The organism is Serratia sp. J2 (assembly GCF_046269175.1).
GTDB classification, from domain to species: domain Bacteria; phylum Pseudomonadota; class Gammaproteobacteria; order Enterobacterales; family Enterobacteriaceae; genus Chania; species Chania fonticola_C.
Map to the genome: position 1 here is coordinate 17517 of NZ_JBKABN010000016.1, position 23871 is coordinate 41387.

At 56.5% G+C, this 23871-nt stretch carries 14 protein-coding genes; 12 read left to right on the forward strand and 2 right to left on the reverse strand.

The features are described 5' to 3' along the window. The first annotated feature begins 68 nt into the window (after window positions 1-68). The 8 genes from nuoG to nuoN all read left to right on the forward strand — a co-directional run bounded on the left by nuoG (window position 69) and on the right by nuoN (window position 10144). Window positions 69-2804 carry an NADH-quinone oxidoreductase subunit NuoG gene (nuoG, locus tag ACKWMY_RS16820; RefSeq protein WP_409486638.1) on the forward strand — a complete coding sequence of 912 codons (2736 nt, stop codon included), beginning with the start codon at window positions 69-71 and terminating at the stop codon, window positions 2802-2804. Beyond that, a complete protein-coding gene (gene nuoH, locus ACKWMY_RS16825) occupies window positions 2801-3778 on the forward strand; it encodes an NADH-quinone oxidoreductase subunit NuoH (protein WP_021805990.1) in 978 nt (325 codons plus the stop codon). The genes nuoG and nuoH overlap by 4 nt, the downstream gene beginning before the upstream one ends. A 14-nt stretch (window positions 3779-3792) precedes the next feature. After that, a complete protein-coding gene (gene nuoI, locus ACKWMY_RS16830) occupies window positions 3793-4335 on the forward strand; it encodes an NADH-quinone oxidoreductase subunit NuoI (protein WP_021178518.1) in 543 nt (180 codons plus the stop codon). 13 nt (window positions 4336-4348) lie between these two features. Continuing rightward, window positions 4349-4909, forward strand: a complete 561-nt coding sequence (gene nuoJ / locus ACKWMY_RS16835; RefSeq protein ID WP_024529595.1) for an NADH-quinone oxidoreductase subunit J — start codon at window positions 4349-4351, stop codon at window positions 4907-4909. Beyond that, complete coding sequence (nuoK, locus tag ACKWMY_RS16840) at window positions 4906-5208, forward strand: NADH-quinone oxidoreductase subunit NuoK (RefSeq protein WP_021178516.1); 303 nt, start codon at window positions 4906-4908, stop codon at window positions 5206-5208. Before nuoJ ends, nuoK begins: the two co-directional genes overlap by 4 nt. After that, a complete protein-coding gene (gene nuoL / locus ACKWMY_RS16845) occupies window positions 5205-7052 on the forward strand; it encodes an NADH-quinone oxidoreductase subunit L (RefSeq protein ID WP_024529596.1) in 1848 nt (615 codons plus the stop codon). Before nuoK ends, nuoL begins: the two co-directional genes overlap by 4 nt. 98 nt (window positions 7053-7150) lie before the next feature. Then, complete coding sequence (gene nuoM / locus ACKWMY_RS16850) at window positions 7151-8680, forward strand: NADH-quinone oxidoreductase subunit M (RefSeq protein WP_024529597.1); 1530 nt, start codon at window positions 7151-7153, stop codon at window positions 8678-8680. A 6-nt stretch (window positions 8681-8686) separates the two neighbouring features. Next, entirely contained in the window at window positions 8687-10144 is a 1458-nt protein-coding gene (gene nuoN / locus ACKWMY_RS16855; RefSeq protein WP_021805986.1) for an NADH-quinone oxidoreductase subunit NuoN, read from the forward strand. 56 nt (window positions 10145-10200) lie between these two features. Here the strand turns inward: nuoN and ACKWMY_RS16860 are convergent, their stop codons facing one another. Continuing rightward, window positions 10201-11067, reverse strand: coding sequence for a LysR family transcriptional regulator (locus ACKWMY_RS16860; RefSeq protein WP_074028090.1), 867 nt, complete (start codon window positions 11065-11067; stop codon window positions 10201-10203). A gap of 247 nt (window positions 11068-11314) precedes the next feature. Here ACKWMY_RS16860 and ACKWMY_RS16865 point away from each other — a divergent pair, with 247 nt between their 5' ends. From ACKWMY_RS16865 to elaB, 4 genes are all read left to right on the forward strand, one after another. Further along, window positions 11315-12178 carry a DMT family transporter gene (locus ACKWMY_RS16865; RefSeq protein WP_024529599.1) on the forward strand — a complete coding sequence of 288 codons (864 nt, stop codon included), beginning with the start codon at window positions 11315-11317 and terminating at the stop codon, window positions 12176-12178. A gap of 137 nt (window positions 12179-12315) precedes the next feature. Further along, a complete protein-coding gene (locus ACKWMY_RS16870) occupies window positions 12316-13557 on the forward strand; it encodes an MFS transporter (RefSeq protein WP_409486639.1) in 1242 nt (413 codons plus the stop codon). Between the two features lie 235 nt (window positions 13558-13792). Continuing rightward, complete coding sequence (locus ACKWMY_RS16875; RefSeq protein ID WP_024485129.1) at window positions 13793-14287, forward strand: DUF1097 domain-containing protein; 495 nt, start codon at window positions 13793-13795, stop codon at window positions 14285-14287. 143 nt (window positions 14288-14430) lie between these two features. After that, window positions 14431-14742: a stress response protein ElaB gene (elaB, locus tag ACKWMY_RS16880; RefSeq protein WP_024529602.1), complete on the forward strand. Its 312-nt coding sequence runs from the start codon at window positions 14431-14433 to the stop codon at window positions 14740-14742. Between the two features lie 199 nt (window positions 14743-14941). Here elaB and ACKWMY_RS16885 read toward each other — a convergent pair whose 3' ends face one another. After that, window positions 14942-23593: a GH36-type glycosyl hydrolase domain-containing protein gene (locus tag ACKWMY_RS16885; protein ID WP_409486640.1), complete on the reverse strand. Its 8652-nt coding sequence runs from the start codon at window positions 23591-23593 to the stop codon at window positions 14942-14944. Window positions 23594-23871: the final 278 nt, after the last annotated feature.

Below are 23871 nucleotides of genomic sequence, written 5' to 3' on the forward strand. Positions count from 1 at the left end.
CCTGAAACACGGCCAGAATTTTTGATTAACGCCTGCCTTATGGCAGGCCACTTGGAAGCATGCTGACTATGGCTACGATTCATGTAGACGGCAAAGAATACGACGTAGATGGAGCCGACAACCTGTTGCAGGCGTGTCTCTCCCTAGGCCTCGATATTCCTTACTTTTGCTGGCATCCGGCGCTTGGAAGCGTCGGCGCTTGCCGCCAATGTGCGGTAAAGCAATACCAAAACGCGGACGATACGCGTGGCCGTTTGGTGATGTCCTGTATGACACCGGCATCCGATGGAACCTTTATTTCCATCGATGACGCAGAAGCCAAACAGTTCCGTGAAAGCGTAGTCGAGTGGTTGATGACCAACCACCCGCACGACTGTCCGGTATGTGAAGAGGGCGGTAACTGTCACCTGCAAGATATGACAGTAATGACCGGCCACAGCTTCCGTAAATATCGCTTCAGTAAGCGCACCCATAACAACCAGGAACTGGGGCCATTTATCTCGCATGAGATGAACCGCTGCATCGCCTGCTACCGTTGTGTGCGTTACTACAAAGACTACGCGGATGGCACCGATTTCGGTGTGTACGGCGCGCACGACAACGTCTATTTCGGTCGTCCGGAAAGTGGCACGCTGGAAAGCGAGTTCTCCGGTAACCTGGTAGAAGTGTGCCCAACCGGCGTATTCACCGACAAAACCCACTCCGAGCGTTACAACCGTAAGTGGGACATGCAGTTTGCTCCGAGCATCTGCCAGCAGTGCAGCATCGGCTGTAACACCAGCCCGGGTGAGCGCTATGGCGAACTGCGTCGTATCGAAAACCGTTACAACGGCAGCGTAAACCACTATTTCCTGTGTGACCGCGGCCGCTTTGGTTATGGCTATGTGAACCAGAAAGATCGCCCTCGTCAGCCGCAGCAACTGCGTGGCAACGACTGGATCACCCTGAACGCCGAGCAGGCGATGCAGGGCGCGGCAGATATTCTGCGTCAGGCCAACAAAACCATCGGTATCGGTTCACCGCGTGCCAGCCTGGAAAGCAACTTTGCGTTGCGTGAACTGGTCGGCGCCGAGAACTTCTATACCGGCATCAATCAGGCTGAACAACAGCGCCTGAACCTGATGCTCAACGTGTTGAAAAACAGCGGCGTTTATACGCCTAACCTGCGCGAAATCGAAAGCTACGACGCGGTGTTGGTACTGGGTGAAGATTTGACCCAAACCGGCGCTCGTATCGCGCTGTCGGTGCGTCAGGCAGTGAAAGGTAAAGCCCGCGCGATGGCTGCGGCACACCGCGTTGCCGATTGGCAGATCGCGGCGGTGCAAACCATCGGGCAGCACGCCAAACACCCGCTGTTCGTCACTAACGTCGATAACACCCGCTTGGACGACATCGCCGCCTGGAACTATCGTGCGCCGGTGGATGATCAAGCCCGTTTAGGCTTCGCCATTGCCCACGCGCTGGATGATTCCGCTCCCGCGGTGACCGATCTGGCCGAAGACCTGAACAAGAAAATTGATGTGATCGTACAGGCCCTGGCCGGTGCGCAGAAGCCATTGATCATTACCGGCAGCAATGCGGGTAGCACAGCTATCATTGAAGCTGCGGCCAACATTGCCAAGGCGTTGAAAGGTCGCGGTGCCAATGTTGGTATCACCTTCGTCGCAGCCGCTGCTAACAGCATGGGCTTGGCGATGATTGGTGGTGGCTCGCTGGACGAGGCACTGGTGCAACTGGAAAGTGGTGCCGCTGATACCGCCATCGTGATGGAAAACGATCTCTATCGTCACGGCCCGGCGGCCAAAGTGGATGCCGCATTGGCCAAGATCAGTAACCTGATCGTTGCCGATCACCAGCGCACCGCCATCATGGACAAAGCCAACCTGATCCTGTCTGCGGCCAGTTTTGCAGAGAGCGATGGGACTTTGGTCAGCCAGGAAGGCCGCGCACAGCGCTTCTTCCAGGTCTACGACCCGGCTTATTACGATGATGCCAAGAAAAATATCTATAGCGTGATGTTGGAAAGCTGGCGTTGGATGCACTCGCTGCACTCCACCTACACCAGCCGCCAGGTTGACTGGACTCAGCTAGATGACGTGATTGCCGCCTGCGTGAGCGCATTGCCGCAGTTACAAGGTATTGTCGAAGCTGCACCAGATGCGACCTTCCGCATCCGTGGCCAGAAACTGGCCCGTTCACCGCACCGCTACAGTGGCCGCACCGCGATGCGTGCCGATATCAGCGTGCATGAACCGCGTCAGCCGCAGGATAAAGACACCATGTTCGCCTTCTCGATGGAAGGGAACAACAGCCCGCTGGCTGACCGTCAGCAGATCCCATTTGCCTGGGCTCCAGGTTGGAACTCACCGCAGGCATGGAACAAGTTCCAGGCCGAAGTGGGTGGCAAACTGCGCCATGGCGATCCGGGTATCCGCCTGATCGAAGCAGGGGAGGGCAACCTCGGTTACTTCACCGCTATCCCTACGGCGTTTAAAGCCGAAGGCTGGCGTGTTGCGCCGTATTACCACCTGTTTGGCAGTGACGAGATGTCACAGCGCTCCGAAGTGATCCAGCAGCGTATGCCTCAGGCCTACGTGATGATCAACGTTGCCGATGCCGCGCAGCTTGGTGTCAATGCCGGTGCCTGGGTCGAGTTCAGCTGTGCCGGTCAAACGCTGCGTTTGCCGGTACGCCTGAGTGAAACCCTGAGCCAAGGCCAGGTTGGTTTGCCGCTCGGCTTGCCAGGGATCCCGCCGGTACTGGTGGGTGCGAAGGTTGAAAATCTGCGGGAGGCGGCACTATGAGCTGGTTGACACCTGAGGTGATCGACATCCTGATCGCCGTGTTGAAAGCGGTGGTGATCCTGTTGGTCGTGGTCACCTGCGGGGCATTTATGAGCTTCGGCGAACGCCGTCTGCTGGGGCTGTTCCAGAACCGTTACGGACCAAACCGTGTCGGCTGGGGCGGTTCGCTGCAGCTGGTCGCCGACATGATCAAAATGTTCTTCAAAGAAGACTGGGTTCCGACCTTCGCCGACCGCATGATCTTTACTCTGGCCCCGGTGATTGCCTTTACCTCGCTGCTGTTGGCCTTTGCCATCGTGCCGGTCAGCCCGACCTGGTCGGTGGCCGATCTCAACATCGGTATTCTGTTCTTCCTGATGATGGCTGGCCTGGCGGTGTATGCCGTGCTGTTCGCCGGCTGGTCCAGTAACAACAAATACTCGCTGTTAGGGGCGATGCGTGCTTCGGCACAAACCCTGAGCTACGAAGTGTTCCTCGGCCTGTCCGTGTTGGGCGTGGTGGCGCAAGCCGACTCGTTCAACATGCAGGCGATTGTTGAATCACAGGCGCACATCTGGAACGTCATTCCGCAATTCTTTGGTTTCATTACCTTTGCGATTGCCGGTGTGGCGGTATGTCACCGCCACCCATTTGACCAGCCGGAAGCCGAGCAGGAACTGGCCGACGGTTACCACATTGAATATTCCGGTATGAAATTCGGTCTGTTCTTCGTGGGGGAATACATCGGTATCGTGACCGTGTCCGCCCTGATTGTGACGTTGTTCTTCGGCGGTTGGCAGGGTCCATTCCTGCCGCCATTCATCTGGTTCGCACTGAAAACGGCTTTCTTCATGGTGATGTTCATTCTGATCCGTGCTTCGTTGCCGCGTCCGCGTTATGACCAGGTGATGTCATTCGGCTGGAAGATTTGCCTGCCGTTGACGCTGCTGAACCTGCTGGCAACCGCCGCGGTCATTTTGTACAACGCTCAATAAGGGGTGAATAAACCATGACATTGAAAGAGTTAGTGGTTGGTTTCGGCACCCAGGTGCGCAGCCTTTGGATGATTGGCCTGCACGCCTTCGCCAAACGCGAAACCCAGATGTATCCGGAAGAACCGGTTTACCTGCCGCCGCGCTATCGTGGCCGCATCGTGCTGACGCGCGATCCGGACGGTGAAGAGCGCTGCGTGGCCTGTAACCTGTGTGCGGTTGCCTGCCCGGTTGGCTGTATCTCCCTGCAAAAAGCAGAGCAGAAAGATGGCCGCTGGTATCCGGAGTTTTTCCGCATCAACTTCTCACGCTGCATTTTCTGCGGTCTGTGCGAAGAGGCTTGCCCAACCACCGCGATCCAGCTGACGCCGGATTTCGAAATGGGTGAGTTCAAGCGCCAGGATCTGGTGTACGAAAAAGAAGATCTGTTGATCTCGGGGCCGGGTAAATATCCGGAATATAACTTCTACCGGATGGCCGGTATGGCGATTGACGGCAAAGCCAAAGGCGAAGCCGAAAACGAAGCCAAACCGATCGACGTCAAAGGTCTGTTGCCTTAAGGAGCCAGCAAGCATGGAAATTGCCTTTTATCTGGCAGGGTTCATTGCGATTATCGCGACCATTCGCGTCATTTCGCATACCAATCCTGTGCATGCGCTGCTGTATCTGATCGTCTCTTTACTGGCGATCTCGGCAGTCTTTTTCTCACTGGGTGCCTACTTTGCGGGTGCTCTGGAAATCATCGTCTACGCCGGTGCCATTATGGTGCTGTTCGTGTTCGTGGTCATGATGCTCAACCTCGGTAACGCGGTGCAGCAGCAAGAGCGCGACTGGCTGAAGCCTTCCGTCTGGATTGGCCCTGGTCTGCTGTCACTGATCTTGCTGGTGGTGCTGATTGTGGCGATCCGCAGCGTGTCCGATCAGGGCATCACCGGTGAGATGGTGGACGCCAAAGCGGTCGGGATCAGCCTGTTTGGTCCTTACGTGCTGGCGGTTGAGCTGGCTTCAATGCTGCTGTTGGCGGGCCTGGTCGTTGCCTTCCACATTGGTCGTGAGCACAAACCGGGTGAAGTGTTCAGTAATACCCCGGCAAGCAGCGAAATGGCGAAAAGAAAATCGGAGGAGCAAGCATGATCCCTCTTCAACATGGGCTGATCCTGGCGGCGATCCTGTTCGTCCTGGGGCTGACCGGCTTGATGTTACGCCGTAACCTGCTGTTTATGCTGATCAGTCTGGAAGTGATGATCAACGCTGCGGCGTTGGCGTTTATCGTGGCGGGTAGCTATTGGGGCCAGACCGACGGGCAGGTGATGTACATCCTGGCCATCAGTCTGGCGGCAGCCGAGGCCAGTATCGGCCTGGCGTTGCTGCTACAGCTCTACCGTCGTCGGCATACCCTGGATATTGACACTGTCAGTGAGATGCGCGGATGAACCTATTATATTTAACTATTCTGCTACCGCTGATCGGGTTCCTGCTGTTGGCATTTTCCCGTGGCCGCTGGTCTGAAAATACCGCGGCTACCGTTGGCGTAGGGTCGATTGGCCTGGCGGCACTGGTCACAGTGTATGTGGCGATCGATTTTCTGGGTCAAAAAGCCGCTGGCGTGCAGCTGTATGAGCAAAGCCTGTGGAACTGGATGAGCGTTGGCGACTTCAACGTCGGCGTCACCCTGGTGCTGGACGGCCTGTCGCTGACCATGTTGTCGGTGGTCACCGGCGTTGGTTTCCTGATCCACATGTATGCTTCCTGGTACATGCGTGGTGAAGAGGGCTACTCCCGCTTCTTCGCTTACACCAACCTGTTTATCGCCAGCATGGTGGTATTGGTACTGGCAGACAACCTGCTGCTGATGTACCTGGGTTGGGAAGGCGTGGGCCTGTGCAGCTACCTGTTGATCGGCTTCTACTACAAAGATCCGGCCAACGGCGCGGCGGCCATGAAAGCCTTCATCGTAACCCGCGTGGGCGACGTGTTCCTGGCCATTGCGCTGTTCATCCTGTACCACGAGCTGGGTACGCTGAACATCCGTGAACTGATGGTGCTGGCTCCGCAGAAACTGGCGGTTGGCGATACGGCGTTGACCTGGGCAACCCTGATGTTACTGGGTGGCGCGGTCGGTAAATCGGCTCAGTTGCCGTTGCAAACCTGGCTGGCAGATGCGATGGCGGGTCCAACCCCGGTATCTGCATTGATCCACGCGGCAACCATGGTTACCGCAGGTGTCTACCTGATTGCCCGTATGCACGGCCTGTTCCTGATGACGCCGGAAGTGCTGAATCTGGTCGGTATCGTTGGTGGCGTTACGCTGCTGCTGGCGGGCTTTGCCGCGCTGGTGCAGACCGACATCAAACGCGTACTTGCCTACTCTACCATGAGCCAGATTGGTTATATGTTCCTGGCGCTGGGTGTGCAGGCATGGGATGCGGCCATCTTCCACCTGATGACTCATGCGTTCTTCAAGGCGCTGCTGTTCCTGTCCTCCGGTTCGGTGATCCTGGCCTGTCATCATGAGCAGAACATCTTCAAGATGGGTGGCCTGCGCAAGAGCATTCCGCTGGTATATGTATGCTTCCTGGTGGGGGGCGCGGCGCTGTCTGCTCTGCCTATCGTCACCGCGGGCTTCTTCAGTAAGGATGAAATCCTGGCGGGCGCTATGGCGAACGGCCACGTCAACCTGATGATTGCCGGTCTGATTGGTGCATTCATGACCTCACTGTATACCTTCCGCATGATCTTCATCGTGTTCCACGGCGAAGAGAAAATCAAAGCGCATGCGGGCAAAGGTATTACTCACCACCTGCCACTGCTGGTTCTGATGGTGCTGTCCACCTTCGTCGGCGCGATGATTGTACCGCCGTTGCAGGGTGTACTGCCGGAAACCACTGAACTGGCACACGGCAGCGTTCTGACGTTGGAGATCGCCTCTGGCGTGGTCGCTATCGTCGGGATCCTGCTGGCAGCTGCGCTGTGGCTGGGCCAACGTCGCCTGGTAAACAGCATCGCGAACAGCGCTCCGGGTCGTTTCTTCTCGACCTGGTGGTTCCATGCCTGGGGCTTCGACTGGCTGTATGACAAAGTGTTCGTCAAGCCATACCTGGGCATCGCCAAGCTGCTGCAAAGCGATCCGCTGAACTCGCTGATGAATCTGCCTGCGCTGTTCTCCCGCTGGGGGAACCGTGGCCTGACGGTGAGTGAGAACGGTCAGATCCGCTGGTATATCGCGTCTATGGGTGTGGGTGCAGTGCTGGTACTGGCTCTGTTGATTTTGGTTTAACTGAATAATTTAAACAGACGCATTTTGGGTTCGGCCCTTGTCGAACAAGGGCCCGATACAAGTTTTTTAGATTATTCATATAAGGGACACAAAACGCCATGCTATTACCTTGGCTAATTCTTATCCCCTTTATCGGCGGTCTGCTGTGCTGGCAGTGCGAGCGTTTCGGTACTAAGGCGCCGCGCTGGATAGCGTTGATCGCAATGGGGCTGACGTTGGCGCTTTCTCTGCAACTGTGGTTGCAGGGGGGCTATTCGTTGATAAAACCGCAGGGCGTGCCGCAGTGGCAGTCTGAGTTTATGTTGCCGTGGATCCCGCGCTTTGGCATCAGCATTCACCTGGCGCTGGACGGCCTGTCACTGCTGATGGTAGTGCTGACCGGTTTCCTGGGCGTGCTGGCGATCCTCTGTTCCTGGCGTGAAATCCAGAAGTATCAGGGCTTCTTCCACCTGAACCTGTTGTGGATCCTGGGCGGCGTGATCGGCGTGTTCCTGGCCATCGACCTGTTCCTGTTCTTCTTCTTCTGGGAAATGATGCTGGTGCCGATGTACTTCCTGATCGCCTTGTGGGGTCATAAGGCATCGGATGGTAAAACCCGTATCACCGCAGCAACCAAGTTCTTCATCTATACCCAGGCCAGCGGTCTGGTGATGCTGATTGCGATCCTGGGTCTGGTATTCGTGCACTACAATGCGACCGGTGTGTGGACCTTCAACTACGAAGATCTGCTGAAAACCCCGATGTCGCACAACGTTGAATACCTGTTGATGCTGGGCTTCTTTATCGCATTTGCGGTGAAAATGCCGGTGGTGCCATTGCACGGCTGGTTGCCGGATGCGCATAGCCAGGCACCAACGGCGGGTTCTGTCGACCTGGCGGGGATCTTGCTGAAGACGGCGGCCTACGGCCTGCTGCGTTTCAGCCTGCCGCTGTTCCCGAACGCGTCCGCCGAGTTTGCCCCTATCGCCATGTGGCTGGGTGTGATTGGTATCTTCTACGGTGCCTGGATGGCGTTCGCGCAGACCGATATCAAACGTCTGATTGCCTACACCTCCGTTTCCCATATGGGCTTCGTACTGATCGCCATCTACACCGGTAGCCAGTTGGCTTACCAGGGCGCAGTGATCCAGATGATCGCCCACGGCTTGTCTGCCGCCGGTATGTTCATCATCTGTGGCCAGTTGTACGAGCGTCTGCATACTCGCGATATGCGTCAGATGGGCGGCTTGTGGGGACGTATCAAGTACCTTCCTGCGCTGTCGCTGTTCTTCGCGGTGGCAACCCTGGGGATGCCGGGTACCGGTAACTTCGTCGGTGAATTCATGATCCTGTTCGGCAGCTTCCAGGTTGTGCCGGTGATCACCGTGATTTCTACCTTCGGTCTGGTGTTTGCTTCGGTTTACTCGTTGATCATGATGCAGCGTGCCTACTACGGCACCCCGAAATCTGATCAACCGTTGCCGGGCATGACCGCACGTGAACTGTTTATCATTCTGCTGTTGGTGGTACTGCTGGTGCTGCTGGGTGTTTATCCTCAGCCAATCCTCGATACCTCAAGTGCGGCGATGAGCAACGTGCAACACTGGTTTGGTCCGTCAGTTTCAGCAATTTCAACAACAAGGCCGTAATTCGCCATGACAATAACTCCTCAACAACTGATCGCACTGTTACCGCTGTTGATCGTCGGATTGACGGTGGTGGTTGTGATGCTGTGCATTGCGTGGCGACGCGACCACTTTATCAACGCCACCCTGACAGTGATCGGTCTTAACCTGGCGCTGCTTTCACTCTACTTTGTTGGCCAGGTAGGCCCAATGGACGTCACCCCGCTGGTGCGGGTTGACGGTTACTCGATGTTCTATACCGGGTTGGTGGTGCTGGCAAGTCTGGCAACCTGTACCTTCGCCTATCCATGGCTGGTGGGTTACCCGGATAACCGCGAAGAGTTCTACCTGCTGGTGCTGATTGCTACCATGGGTGGCATTCTGCTGGCGAGCGCCAACCACCTGGCTTCACTGTTCCTGGGTATTGAGCTGATCTCGCTGCCGCTGTTTGGTCTGATAGGTTATGCCTATCGCCAGAAGCGTTCGCTGGAAGCGGCCATCAAGTACATGGTGCTGTCTGCGGCGGCCTCGAGTTTCCTGCTGTTCGGCATGGCGCTGCTGTATGCCGAATCCGGTGACCTGTCACTGGCAGGCCTGGGCAAGAGCATGCAGGAGAACATGATGCATCAGCCGCTGATCCTGGCAGGCATGGGCATGATGATCGTCGGTCTGGGCTTCAAACTCTCCCTGGTACCTTTCCAACTGTGGACGCCGGATGTGTATCAAGGGGCGCCAGCGCCGGTCTCAACCTTCCTGGCTACTGCCAGCAAGATTGCGATCTTCGCCGTCGTGATGCGTCTGTTCCTGTACGCACCGGCTGCGGACAACGAAGCGCTGCGGATGGTGTTGTCTATCATCGCCGTCTGCTCGATCCTGTTCGGTAACCTGATGGCGATCAGCCAGACCAACATCAAGCGACTGCTGGGTTACTCCTCGATCGCTCACTTGGGTTATCTGCTGGTGGCGCTGGTTGCGGTGCAAACCCACCAGCTGTCGCTGGAAACCGCCGGGGTTTATCTGGCCGGTTACCTGTTCAGCAGCCTGGGTGCCTTCGGTGTGGTTAGCCTGATGTCCAGCCCGTACCGTGGTCCGGACGCCGACTCGCTGTTCTCCTATCGCGGCCTGTTCTGGCACAAGCCAATCCTGTCAGCGGTGATGACGGTGATGATGCTGTCCCTGGCCGGTATCCCGATGACGCTGGGCTTTATCGGTAAGTTCTTCGTGATTGCGATGGGCGTCAGTGCTCACCTGTGGTGGTTGACCGGTGCCGTAGTGCTGGGTAGTGCGATCGGTTTGTACTACTACCTGCGTGTGACCGTCAGCCTGTTCCTCAGTGCGCCTGAAACGCTGGTTCGTGATACGCCAAACAACTGGGCGTTGACCGCCGGTGGTGTGGTGGTGCTGATCTCTGCCGCGTTGGTGCTGTTGCTGGGTATCTACCCGCAGCCGCTGATCACGCTGGTGCAGATGGCACAGCCGATGTTCTGATTGATCTCGAGCTAGACAACAAGGGTCGCCAAATGGCGGCCCTTGTTTTTTGTGGGTTAGACGCTGTTAAACGAGTCTTCCAGTTCTTGAACTACCGCGCGTATTCTTGCCGTGTGTTGCAGATCCGGATGTAACACCAGCCAGATATCTACCCAGTCCTGATTCTCCGGGAGGATACGCACCAGATCGGGATCGCTATCGGCCAGGAAGCAAGAGAGCAGGCCGATGCCCAATCCGTTGCGCGTTGCCGAACGCAGTAACAGCTGTGAGTTGCATTGCAGCACCACATTTGGCTCATTTAGCGCTTCGCCGCCGAAGTTTTCCCAATGGCGCGGCACCAGGTCGCGTGGGAACATCAGCAAATCGTGGCCGCGCAGATGGTCGCCTTTACTCGGCGTTCCGTGTTGGTCCAGGTAACCCTGCGTGGCATATAATCCCATCTCAATAGTTGCCAGACGTTTGATGACCAGTTCATCAGATTCAGGGCGAGCACCACGGATAGCCAGATCGGCTCCGCGATAGGAGATGTCGGAGATATTGAGTGCCGTCACTAGCGTGATGGTGATATGCGGGTATTTCTCGCGCAGCCGTTTCAGTGCCGGTATCACAAAGGCCTCGGCCAAGGTATCGGTGGTGGCAATGCGCACCTCGCCCGCCAGGCTTTGATCGCCGCTGCTGGCTTTACGGGCGATAGCCTGAACCGCATTTTCCATCGCCAGCACTTCTGCCAGCATGGCTTCACCCAGCGGGCTGAGCGAGAAGGATTTTGGCGTGCGAATAAACAGCTTTGAACCCAACGCCTGTTCGAAAGCGGTGATCCGCCGCCCAACGGTAGCTTGATCGACGTGAAGCTCATGGGCGGCCTTGCGTAACGTACCGCAGCGTGCCACCGCCAGGAAGAAGCGTGCATCATCCCAATTCATTGTGCAGTGTCCTTGGTGGCATCCGATTTATTTTGACCGCCAGCGGCGGTTGAGAGAGTTATTATCTGGTAAGCGGTAAGTAAATGCATCTGCGTGAGGTTGTGGAGCAAGCTTATTTGTAGCAGGCAATCCATTTTGCGCAAAAATACTGGTATTCTTGGTTGGTGTCGCTAACACATTTCCGACGGTGAAAGCCGCCGAGCAAGGGATTATCTGCAGGCCGGCTGGGCCGCATTCTGGGGAAATCATGGTTGCTTTATGGATGGTCGCTGCCAGCGTGTTCTTCGCGCTGATGGGGGCCTGCATCAAACTGGCTTCGGCCAAGGTCGGTTTCTTCGATATTATTTTTTACCGCTCTCTGATCAACGTGGCCATCGTGGCGGCGCTGATAAAAATCAAAAATATCGGTTTTCGTACCCGCCATCTTGGCTTGCACATGAAGCGTGCCGCGATTGGCAATGCGGCCATGTATTGCGGCTTCTATGCGCTGATCCATCTGCCTATCGCCACCGCAACCACGCTGGGCTATACCAATCCGATTTTCCAATCGGTGATCACCTTCGTCACGGCCAGAGGTCAACTGACCGGCAGGTTGCTGTTCTCGGTGCTGCTGGGCTTTGTGGGCATCCTGATCCTGTTGCGTCCAGATGTACCGAGCGGGGAATATACCGCCACCCTGATTGGCCTGCTGTCTGGGTTGCTGACGGCGTTGGCCTATTTCAACGTCGGCAAACTGGTGCGTACCGGGGAGCCTGAGCTGCGTGTGGTGTTTTACTTCTCGCTGGTCGGAACCTTGTTCGGCGTGGTGATGAGTTCGATTGTCGGATTCGCGGCGTTGGATGCGACCAGTTTGCTTTACGTCTGCGCTATCGGTGTATTCGGCAGCCTGGGGCAGATCACCATGACCCGCGCCTATGGCGGTGGCAATGCGGTCACCGTCGGCATTCTTTCCTACAGCACGATCATTTTCTCCACGCTGCTCGGCTACCTGATTTTTGCCCAGACCCTGTCGTTTATTGCCGCGGCGGGCATGGTGCTGATCATCCTTTCCGGAGCGTTGGCCATTTTGCGTCGTGCACCCGCTAAAAAGGTAGCAACGGCTTCGGTGTGATTTTGCCGCCGGCCACCTGCAACAATGCATCATAGTGCTGCATTGTTGGTGGTTTGGGCGGTCAGCTCTGAACGGTATGATGAGCGCCTGATATTTTGCGGGTGAGGTGATTTGCCTGCGTATTTAGGGAGAAAATCATGACCGACGGTGTAGCCGCTGATAAAACCGCGCGAGCCAATACGACTTCCTCGGCTGGAGCCATTGTGCTGTTTCTGGCACTGGCATTGATGTCGGCACTGCTCAACAGCAGTGCGCCAACGCCGCTTTATCCCTTGTACCAACAGCAACTGGCACTGACGTCGGTCAGCTTGACCCTGATCTACGGGGCCTATGCTGCTGGCGTACTGATTTCCCTGTTCGCCGTGGGCAACCTGGCTGGCAAGGTAAAAGATTTACGCAGCATGATCGTCCCGGCGCTACTGGTGGTGTTGCTGGGGGCATTGCTTTTTGCCCTGGCCGATTCATTTTCTCTGCTGCTGATGGCTCGCTTGCTGGCCGGGGTAGGCACAGGGGCGTTGACCGGTGCGGCAAATATTGCGTTGGTGCGTTTTGGCCCAACGGACGGCGGCAAGCAGGCGGCGTTAATTGCTACCCTGTCCTTTACTGCCGGGTTGGCATTGGGGCCGATTTTTAGCGGTATAGCGTTGCAGACCGGTTTTCATACCACCTCAATGCCGTTTGTGATCATCATGGTGGTAGCAACGATGGCCGCTTTGGGGATTATGCTGAGCTGGCCTGCGCGCGTGGTGGTCAAAGCTAGCGTCAGTTTGGCAGAGGAGGCAGGGGCAGGGGAAAATACCTTGGCTGCGGGCCTGCGTGCGACCGGGAGCCGATTCTTGGTGTGTGCCGGTGCGCTATTTATCTGCTGGGCATTGGCTGCCAGCATTCTGGCTATCGGCCCCAACGTGGCGGAAACGCTGTTGGGCATGCAAAACCGCAGCAGTTTCGGCTACGTGATTGCGGTCTATCTGCTGATTGCCGGAGCCAGCCAGATCCTGAGCCGCCAAATTAATGCGCGGCATTCGCTGATGTTTGGCTGCCTGGCACAGGCGTTAGCGGTGGTGGTATTTGCCGAAGCCATTCAGATCCATTCGCTGGGGCTGGCCGCTGCGGGGATGGTTATTGCCGGTTATGCTTACGGAGCCATCTTTGTCGGCAGTGCGACACTGGTTAACCTGATTTCACCCAAAGCCAGCCATGCACGCCTGATCTCACTGTTCTATGTGATTGCTTATGTTGCCAACTGGGTGCCTATTTTGCTTGGCAGTATCATCGATCATGCCAGCCTGCAACTGGCGGTTAACCTGCTATTTCTGGTCAGCGCCATGGTGTGTGTAGGGTTGGGCATATGGGTTACGCGAGTGGGCTTCCCGCGCTGAACCTGGTTATTTTTTAACGTTGCTGGTCGATGGTAGATCGGTATTACCGCGTTAACTCAGTAATGTGGCTACAGGTATTCACGCCTTACATGATGAAAAAACACGCTATTTTTGTGATTAAAATCTCATTATTGTGATTTTCATATATCAAATTGCATTTTATATGTGATTTTTATCACATATGGCGGTCTGGTTTCGCGTAAACTAGGTGGATTATTTTTAGCGGATCAGGATTATGAACGTCATTTTTGCCATTGCGGTAACTACCGGTATTCTCTCCGGCGTATGGGGCTGGGTTGCCATCAGCCTTGGGCTAATCAGTTGGGCGGGCTTTCTTGGCTGCACGGCCTATTTTGCCTGTCCGCAAGGTGGCCTCAAGGGCCTGGCAATCAGCACACTGACCTGTTTGAGCGGCGTGTTCTGGGCGATGGTCATTATTCACGGTAGCGCATTGGAACCCGCCTGGAGCATTCTGGGCTACCTGCTGACCGGCGTTGTCGCTTTCCTGATGTGCATTCAGGCTAAACAGCAATGGCTTGGTTTTGTTCCCGGGACTTTTATCGGTGCCTGCGCCACCTTCGCCGGTGACGGTAACTGGCCATTGATCACCGCCTCACTGCTGGTCGGGCTATTGTTTGGCTACGCGATGAAAAACAGTGGCTTGTGGCTGGCCGCACGCCGTAAATCCCCCTCTGTAGCGCTGGCCGAACAGGCCTCCACCGACGCCTGAAAGGGCGTCAGTTTCTTGTCCTGCCTCCTTTTTCATCAACATTCCGATGGCGTGTATTCAGGTCGTGTCCTACCATGGGACTACGACCAAGGGTTGTTGATAGCTAAGCAACGTTGAATTGACTACTAACGGAGAGCTTAAAGATGGCGAAAAACCGAGACGAGAACCAAACGACGCTGGATGACGATCTGAGAATGCTGAGCGACACGCTACAAGACGTGTTGGATTACTCTGGCGATCGAGCCGATCAGGCCTATACGGATATCAAATCCCATGCCGAGCGGGCGCTAAAAGACGTAAAGTCGCGCCTGGCGAATAGCTCGGAGTGTTACTACGTGCGGGCGAAAGAGGTGGCATGTCGCGCCGATGACTATGTCCGTGGCAAACCTTGGCACAGTGTCGGCATTGGTGCCACAGTAGGTTTGGTGCTTGGGCTATTGCTGGCCCGTAAGTAAAACTAGTAAGGCAGTGGAAGCTGCTGAATAGTGTCACAGGAAGGAGTCATGCAGAACGCCGACACGCCGTAAACCCGTCCCAGGGGGCTCGCAATCGCGCATCCCTGCGCTTAACGGTCGGCTAACCTGCAATGACTCCCTCCTGTCTCAAGCTTCGGGTGTAGCGGTATTAAACACCGCTATTTAGCTACTGTGTCCCTTATTGCTTTCCCAGAATTACCTCCACCTGGTAGATTTTAGCCTCATCAGCCAAGTTAATCACCGCTTCCTGCTGCAACACACCATCAATAATCACCTGCGTTTCTCCTTCCCCTTGGCGCAGGGTGAAGTGATATTCGCTTTCCCCTTCACGATAGGTTAGGGTGACCGGCGGCCAATCTGCCGGTAAGCGGGTGTGGATGGAAAGCGTATTGCCGTGGCGTTTTAGCCCCAACAGCGACTCGACGATCAGCCGATACATCCAGCCCGCCGAGCCGGTATACCAGCTCCATCCCCCACGCCCAACGTGTGGGGCGACCGCGTAAATATCGGCAGTGGCGACATAAGGTTCGACCTTGTAGCGTTCCGCTGCGGTGCTATCCAGGCTGTGGTTGATGGGGTTAATCAGCGCCATCAATTCCCAGGCGCGCTCGATATTGCCCATCTCGGCGAACGCCATCACCGCCCATACCGCCCCGTGAGTGTATTGACCGCCGTTTTCCCGCACGCCGGGCAGGTAACCCCGGATGTAGCCAGGGTTCGGGCCGTTGCCGTCAAAAGGTGGGGTCAGCAGTTTGATGATGCCGGCCTGGTCGTCCACCAGGTGCTTATCCAGAGATTGCATTGCCTGTGCGCTGCGATCTTTGTCACCCGCACCGGAAAGGATCGACCAACTCTGGGCTATGGCATCAATGCGGCATTCCGCCGCTTGGTGTGAACCCAGGGGTTCTCCGCTATCGAAGTAACCACGGCGATACCATTCGCCATCCCAGGCGTTATTGTGCAGGTTGGCGCGCAGTTTTTCTGCTTCCTCGCGGCACAGTTCCGCCAGCTCCAGATCGCCGCGGTGGGTGGCCAGTTTGCCGTAGCGTTGCAGAATATAGAACAGGAAGAAGCCCAGCCAAACGCTCTCGCCTCTGCCTTCCAATCCCACCATGTTCATGCCGTCGTTCCAGTCACCGGCCCCCATTAGCGGCAAGCCATGCTCGCCAAAGGTCAGGCCATGCTTCAGCGCCCTGGCCCCGTGCAGATACAGGCTTTCCTGTTTCGGGCTGATGCCCGGCTGTTCATAAGAAGACTCCTCACCTGGTGCCAGTATACGGGCCTCCAGATAACCCACCTGTTCTTCGAGGATCGATGAGTCGTCCGTCGCGTCGAGGTAGTGGCAAATCGCCAACGGCAACCACAGGTAATCATCGGAGCAGCGGGTGCGCACCCCGTTGCCCTGTGGTGGATGCCACCAGTGCTGAACGTCGCCTTCAACAAACTGGCGCGAAGCACACAGCAGGATCTGCTCACGCATCCGCTCAGGCAAGGCATGCGTCAGGGCCAAGGTATCCTGGAGCTGATCGCGGAAGCCAAATGCGCCGCCGGACTGGTAATAACCGCTGCGTGCGTGAATGCGACAGGAGAGGGTTTGATACAGCAACCAGCCGTTAGCCAGCAGGTTAACCGCTGGATGAGGCGTACCGATCTGCACCTTGTTGAGGATCTTGTCCCAATGGGCATCGACCTGCTGCAATTCGTGTTGCAAAGCCTCCTCGTTGAGGTACTGGCGCAGCAGGGATTCGGCTTCGTCGCCATCTTGTCCCAGGCCAAGCACAAACACAAAGCTGCGCTGATCGCCATCGATCATGCTGATGGCGGATTGCACCGCGCCACAGGGATCCAACCCGGCACCGGTCTTGCCGGATAACCGCCGCAGCTTAAGCACGGCAGGAGCGGCCAACGAACCGTTACGGCCAATGAATTCCCGCCTATCGCCAGTGACCGAACAATGGACTCCGGTAACGCCGAAGAACGCAGTACGTGGCGATCCGCTGCTGGTGTAATGGTTGGTGGCGAGGATGCCACAGCCGCCAGGCGGGGTGGCTACGCGGGTGACCACGTGCATGGCCGATTTCTGGCGTAAATCACCGAGGATCAGCTCGGCATAGCCGGTAGTCGAAAGCTTACGCGTACGGCCAGAGGTGTTGGTGAGCGTCAGCAGGAACAGTTTTACCGGGGCGTCTTTGGCAACCAGCATCGTCAACTGGCTGTCGATACCGCCTTCCCGGTGTTCAAACACGCTGTAACCAAAACCGTGACGCGTCAGGTAATGGCCGCGCCCACGGGCGGGCAGCGGCGTTGGTGACCAGACGTGACCACTTTCTTCATCACGCAGATAGAAAGCCTCGCCGCTGCGATCGCTGACCGGATCGTTATCCCAAGGCGTCAGGCGGTATTCATGCGCATTCTCATACCAGGTGTAGGCTTGGCCGCTTTCAGAGATCACCGAGCCGAACATCGGGTTGGCGATAACGTTTGACCACGGAGCCGGCGTCACCTTGCTTTCGTTCATGGCGATCACATATTCGCTACCATCCTCCGAGAATCCGCCAAACCCGTTGTAGAACTGGAGCTTGTCAATGATCGGCAACTGCGGTGAATGCAGATTACGCGGTAAATTGGCCATGGTCGCCAGTTTGGAGGAGGCAGTCGGCGGCCCCAATGGCTGTTGCAGCGTTTGCGGCAGTTGCAACCTTTGGTTGAGTTGCTCCGTCAGGCCACCGCGGCGGTCATCCAGATAGATCCGCGCTACGCTCAGCAGCAAGGTGTGATCCTCCGGTGACATATGTTCACTGGAGCGTACGAAGATCCCTCCGGGTTTGTCCGTCAGGGAAGACTCCATCCCGGCGGCGATCAGCCCCATGATCCGATTTTGCAGATCTTGCCGGTAACCACCGGAATCCTCATTGAGGATCACCAGGTCGACCAGCAATCCTTTCAGTCGCCAGTAGTTGTGTGCCTGAATGAGCTGTTGCACCAGCCCGATATTCTCAATGTCGGTGACGGACAGCAGCACGATCGGCAGATCGCCGGAAATCGAATAGCCCCACAGGCCGGACTGTCCGCGGCGGTTATTGATGATTTCATTGCTGGCGGCACGCATTTCCTGCGCCGGGAACACCACCGCGCTGGCCAGGCGGTTAAACAGATTGGCGTCTTCTTCGTTGGCGTTTAACTGGCGCAACACCACCTGACTGTGCGACCAGGCGAGTTCGAAAATACGGTCGGCCATATGGCGGTCGCGGTACTTCTCCAACATCGCCAGGCTGGTGGCGCGGTCTTCACACACGCCGTAGAAGATATCCAGCGTCAGCGGCACGTTGGGTTCCAGCCGGATCCGCTGACGGATGGCGATGATCGGATCGATCACCGGCCCAGCGCTATTGGTCAGGGGTTGATTCTGATATAGCGCCTGCGGGTTGGCTGCCGTGCGGCCACGGCCGATAAACTTGGCCCGGTCGGTTTCAAAGGACGTTTTGCTGCTGGAACCTTGGACCGACATCATATGCAGCAACCACGGCGATTTTTCTTTCGGCTCACGCGGGCGGCGATGGCACAGAATGGCATCCTGTTCCTGCAACAGCTCGGTTTGGACAAACAGATTACTGAACGCCGGGTGGGCCAAATCGTTGCTGGCCGGGGCCAGCACCACTTCAGCATAGCTGGTGATCTCTATGGTCCGCGGCTGTTTGCCCCGGTTCACCAAGGTTAAGCGCCGCAGTTCGATGTCGTCCTCAGGGGAGATCACCACCTGGGTTTTCACCGACAGCAGCCCCTGCTTGCGTTGGAATTCTGCCCCGGCATCGTTGAAGACGGCGCGATAGCCGCCTTTCTCGGTGTCGCCGGTAGGGTGCCAGGTATTGCTCCACACTTCACCGGTTTGCGGATCGCGCAGGTAGCAGAATGCGCCCCAGTTATCGCAGGTGGCATCCTCACGCCAGCGGGTCAGCGCCAGATTTTGCCAGCGGCTGTAGCTGCCGCCGGTTTGGGTGATCATCAGATGGTAGTTGGCATTCGACAGCAGCTGTACTTCCGGGATCGGTGTATCCACACGGGTGAACTCACGCGCGGCGAAGCTGGCCGGTGTAATCGCGCCGTCATGGGTTTCGAAGTGGCGGCGGGTGCTGTACAGCTCAACCGCATCAGGCACCCGTTCCTGCAACAGCAAGCGGGTTGACTGGAAGGCGGGGTAACTGGCAAAGCGTTTCACCATCGGTGCATCCAGCAGCAGGTGTGACAGCGCCAGGAAACTCATCCCCTGGTGGTGAGCCATATAGGAACGAACGATGACATACAACTGCCCCCGGCTGAGGCGTGAAGTGGTGTAGTCCAGCGCTTCATAGAAGCCATAACGGCCCTTGGCACCGTTTTTTTCCAGCTCCACCAGGTTGCTGCAGGCACTGTCCGGATCGACAATCAGCGCCATCATGGTGGCGTAAGGGGCGATCACCATGTCGTCACCCAGCCCACGCCGCAGCCCTAACCCCGGCACACCAAAGGCGTGATACTGGTAGTTTTGCAAAGCGTCAAAGCCGAAGTAACCGGACTCGGAAATCCCCCACGGTACACCGCGCTCCTTGCCCCAGGCAATTTGCCGCTCGACTGCAGAGCGGCACATTTGCACCAGCAACGTATCGGGATAGGCCGGCATCACCAGTTGCGGCATCAGGTATTCAAACATTGAGCCGCTCCAGGACATCAGCGCTGGCTCCTTGTCGATCACCGTAAACAGCCTGCCTAACGCAAACCAGCTACGTTGCGGAATTTGGTTGGTGGCAATCGCTACATAGTTGGTCAGGCGGATTTCCGAGGCCAGCAGATCGTATTTACCACTGTCGGCACGGTTTTGATCGCAGTTGAAACCGACGGTCAGTAAATGGGTGGCTTCGTCATACAGGAAGCTGAAGTCCATTTGCGCCATTGCTGTCAGGCGCCGTGCCAACTGCGCCAACTGTTCGAGGCGTTCCGCTGCCAACTGCTGCACGGCATCCAACTGTGTTTGCTGTTCAGTCGACAGCGTTAGCCGTTCAGGTGGGTTGGCCAACCAATGCAAGCTAGGGATTTGTTCCAGCTCCGGCATGCTGTCGCTCAGCCAGCTAAACCATAATGCCCATTCGGTGCACAGATCGTTGAGCTGCTGGTGCAGGTTACCGGCCCAGCGTTTGACCTCGTCGCCCTGTTGCAGAGCAGGTTCCTGCAATCCGTTACAGTGGTTACGCATTTCATTGAGTTCAGCCTGTAGTGCCGCCGGATGGGCGTTTTGCGCCTGTTCCCAGTGTTTACGCAGCTTGGTTAATCCTTTCGGTGCGGCGTTACCCCAGTGCTGCTCCAGTATCAGCAACGTATCTTCCACTCCGGCCAGAATGCGGGCTGGTTCGATAACTGGCTGCATAGTCAATGCTGGCAGGCCAGAGCTGAGGGTCAGCAGGTGGCCCGCGAAATTACCGCTATCCACGCTTGAAACATAACGTGGATTCAGGGGCTCCAGGGTGCGCGTGTCGTACCAGTTGTACAGGTGACCGCGATAATGCTCCATGCGATCGAGCGTATTCAACGTCAGGGTAATACGCTGCAAGGCTGCACTGAGGGTGATATAGCCGAAATCATAGGCGGTGAGGTCGGCCAACAACGCCAGCCCGATATTGGTGGGTGACGTGCGGTGCGCCACTACCGGCTCTGGAATTTCCTGGTAGTTATCCGGCGGTAGCCAGTTTTCCTGCTGGGTGACAAAGGTAGCGAAAAACTCCCAGGTTTCGCGGCTGCTCTGGCGTAGGAAGCGGCGCTGGCGATCGTCGATGGCTGTTTTGCTGCGCTGTGGCTCCAGGCTGAGCGAATAAAGCAGGTACGGTGACAGGATCCACAAGGCGGCTAGCGGGATAGCGGCTAACAGCGCTATCGGACTGGAAAAGGCGGCCAACAGCAACAATGAAACGCCAGCAAACGGGTTGATCCACAGGTTGCGGTAAAAATTCGCCAGCGTGACGGTCAGATGGTGTTTGGATCGGTCGAAGCTGGTCCACTCTTGCAGATTACGTTTGCTGATCAACAAACGCCACAGGGTGATGCCAATAGCCTTCAGGCTGTACCAGGCTTCATGAGGTAGCTCGGCCAGACGCAGACCAATCTGACACAGCCGATGCAGTGAACCCTTCAGTGCCAGCTGTAAGTGCTGAATAACGGGCCGACGCGGGGGCTTACGCACCACATCCTGCAACAGCGCCAGCAGCGTGGGCAACAGCAGAATAATGACGAACACCGCCAACCAGTATGCGGTATCCGATAGCCAGGTTAAGCCAAAGAACAGCAGCAACAGGAAGCAGGGGGCTACCAGGCTGCGGCGTAGGTTATCGAACAGTTTCCAGCGTGACAAAGGGCTTAATGGGTTAGCGGCCCGCGAACCGTCTTCAGTGGTGACCCGGGGCAGCAACCAGTTCAATAGCTGCCAATCGCCGCGGATCCAGCGGGTGCGGCGGGCAACATCGACCAGATAGTTGCTCGGATACTGCTCATAGAGCAAGACGTCGCTCAATAAACCGGAACGGGCATAGCAACCTTCCAGCAGATCGTGGCTTAACACCAGGTTTTCTGGGCAGGTGCCCTTCAGGCTGTGGGAGAAGACGTCAACATCATAAATCCCTTTGCCGATAAACGAGCCTTCGCCAAACAGATCCTGATAGATATCTGAAGCCATCTGGGTATAAGGATCGTTGCCCGGCGTACTGCTGCAAAGGGCGGCGTAACGGCTCTGGCCATAAGTGGGGATCTCTTCGGCCATGCGGGGTTGCAGGATGGCATAACCCTCCACCACCCGTTGCAGCTTGGCATCATACTGGGGTTGATTCAGGGGATGGGCCATGGCGGCGATCAGCCGATGTGCGGTTTCACGCGGTAGCACGGTATCGCTGTCCAGGGTGATTACGTATTTGACGTTTTTCAGCACCTCCAGCCCTTGGCCAATCTGGGTGGTAAACGCATTGCCACGGTTGCGCAGCCAATCGTTCAGCGCGTTCAGCTTGCCACGTTTACGCTCCAACCCCATCCAGCTCTGCTGTTTCTCATTCCATTGGCGATCGCGATGGAACAGGAAAAAGTGGCTTGGCCCTTCGCAGGCATACTGCGCATTGAGCTCGCTCATCTTTTGGCTGGCATAGGCCAGCAGTTCGGCATCGTCGGGGTGTTGTTGTCGAGGCGAGTCATTAAAGTCGGTGAGCAGGGCAAAATGCAGGTGCTTCATGGCATTGCCCAGGTAGCAAACCTCCAGCGTGTTGATCAACTGGTCAATGCCCGGCTTGCTGCTTATCAGCGTAGGAATGGCAACCAGCGTGCGGAACTCTGCCGGGATACCACAGGAAAAATCCAGCCTTGGCAGCGGCTGCGGAGAACGGCTACGGGTGGTGATCTCACTGAGCAGACTAATGACGAACTGAGCGAGCACCATCCCCAAGGGGAACAGCAAGATCAACAATCCCCAGGTGAGCCCGGTTTGGTGGGCATGGCGTAACAGCAAGGCCCAGCAGGCCGTTGTGAGCAGGCTGATGCTGCCCAGCCAGGAAAGCAGTGGGGATTGGCTGAGCGCCTGGCGGATGCGCGTAATACGGCTAAGCCGAACGTCGAGCTGTTGTTCTAACTGCGTGCGCCCATGGTCAATCAGGTAATAGCCGATGTGATGAGTACGTGGATCGTTGCGGGGATCTTCGGCGGCGATCCGTGCCATATTCAGTGCGTGTTGCGCTACTTCAACCTCGTTATAAGAACAGTGGCGAGCCAGCCTCTCGATCACATGACGATAGTTGTCTCGGGTATCGAAATGCATTAAAGGATAAATCCCGGTTGGGTCTTCGCGCAGCGTCTGATCGACCTTGCTCATGGTCTCAACAAATTCCGCCCAATCCATTTCACTCAGTTGCCGCAGGCCAGCGATACTGTTGCTGACGGAAAGTTGGCTGACTGCAAGTTGTTGGTTGAAACGATGGATAAGCTCATCGGAGGTCAGGCTGACTTCGGCCAGTCGTTGCTCAACCCAGGTCAGCGGTAGCGCCAGCATGGTCCCGTGCCCCTGAAGACGACGCACCAGTTCTGCTACGAAGGCGCTGGTGCGGGGCGGGTTGGAGCGTGCCATATCGGCAATGACAATGATCAGATTGGCCGGATCGTTTTCCGCCGACTCCAGCATTTTGGTCACCCAACTATCGGCCAGGCTACGCTCTTCTTGCGCCTGGGCCACTTCTACCGCCACGCGGCGCAGGTTCTCAATCAGCGCCAGCCTCAGCATGCCCGGCAACGCCCAAAGCTCACCCAGGGTCAGATTGGCCTCTTTTTGGTAGGCAGCAATATAGCGCGTCAGGCTCTCGGCATCCCATCGCCCGTCGCCGTGAGCAATAGCTTCGGTGGCGATATCGAAAATTCGTGGGCAATTGTGCGGGGCGGCTAACTGTGGCAGCCCACGCCCGAAGGTTTTCGGCAGATGGTGCCGAACGACGCGGATCTGCTCCTCGATAAGATAAAAATTATCCAGCAGCCAGTCGCCCGCCGGGGTCATAGTGTTTTTCTTATCGTTGCTCAACCTGCGGCAACTGTCCGTCAATACCCGCTCGTTGTTATCGAGACGTTTGAGCAAATAGTAGGGCGTTTTATGGGTTGCCAGTTTATGGGAGCGTGCCAGGCGCTGGCCGTAGCGTTCCATTTGATCGACCGAAAACAGCTCTGCCTTGATGTTGCTGGCGGGAGGGGTTTCTGCAGTAGCCCGATTATGCCGTAAGGGCAACCGGGCCACTTTGGGACGGCGACGCTGCTTCTTTAACCAATTGATAAGTATTTCTTTCACGCAAAAAGCTCCTTACATCTGACCCAAAGGACAGCGGGTTAATACCGTTGGGAGGCTGTGAACATCTTGATTTAACTATCGATTTGATATGACAAGATTTCACTGCGGCAGGAACATGACTTCTAAGTATAGTTCCGTCGCGCGCGTGTGGTCGTTTTTTAATCTTAAACTTCAATTTTAATAAATAATTAGCGGCGGAAGGTATGGGTTAATAAGCGCTTTTTTTCCGCCCGTGAGGGTTGATTTACCGTATAATTCCCCACATAGCGTTTGGTTAA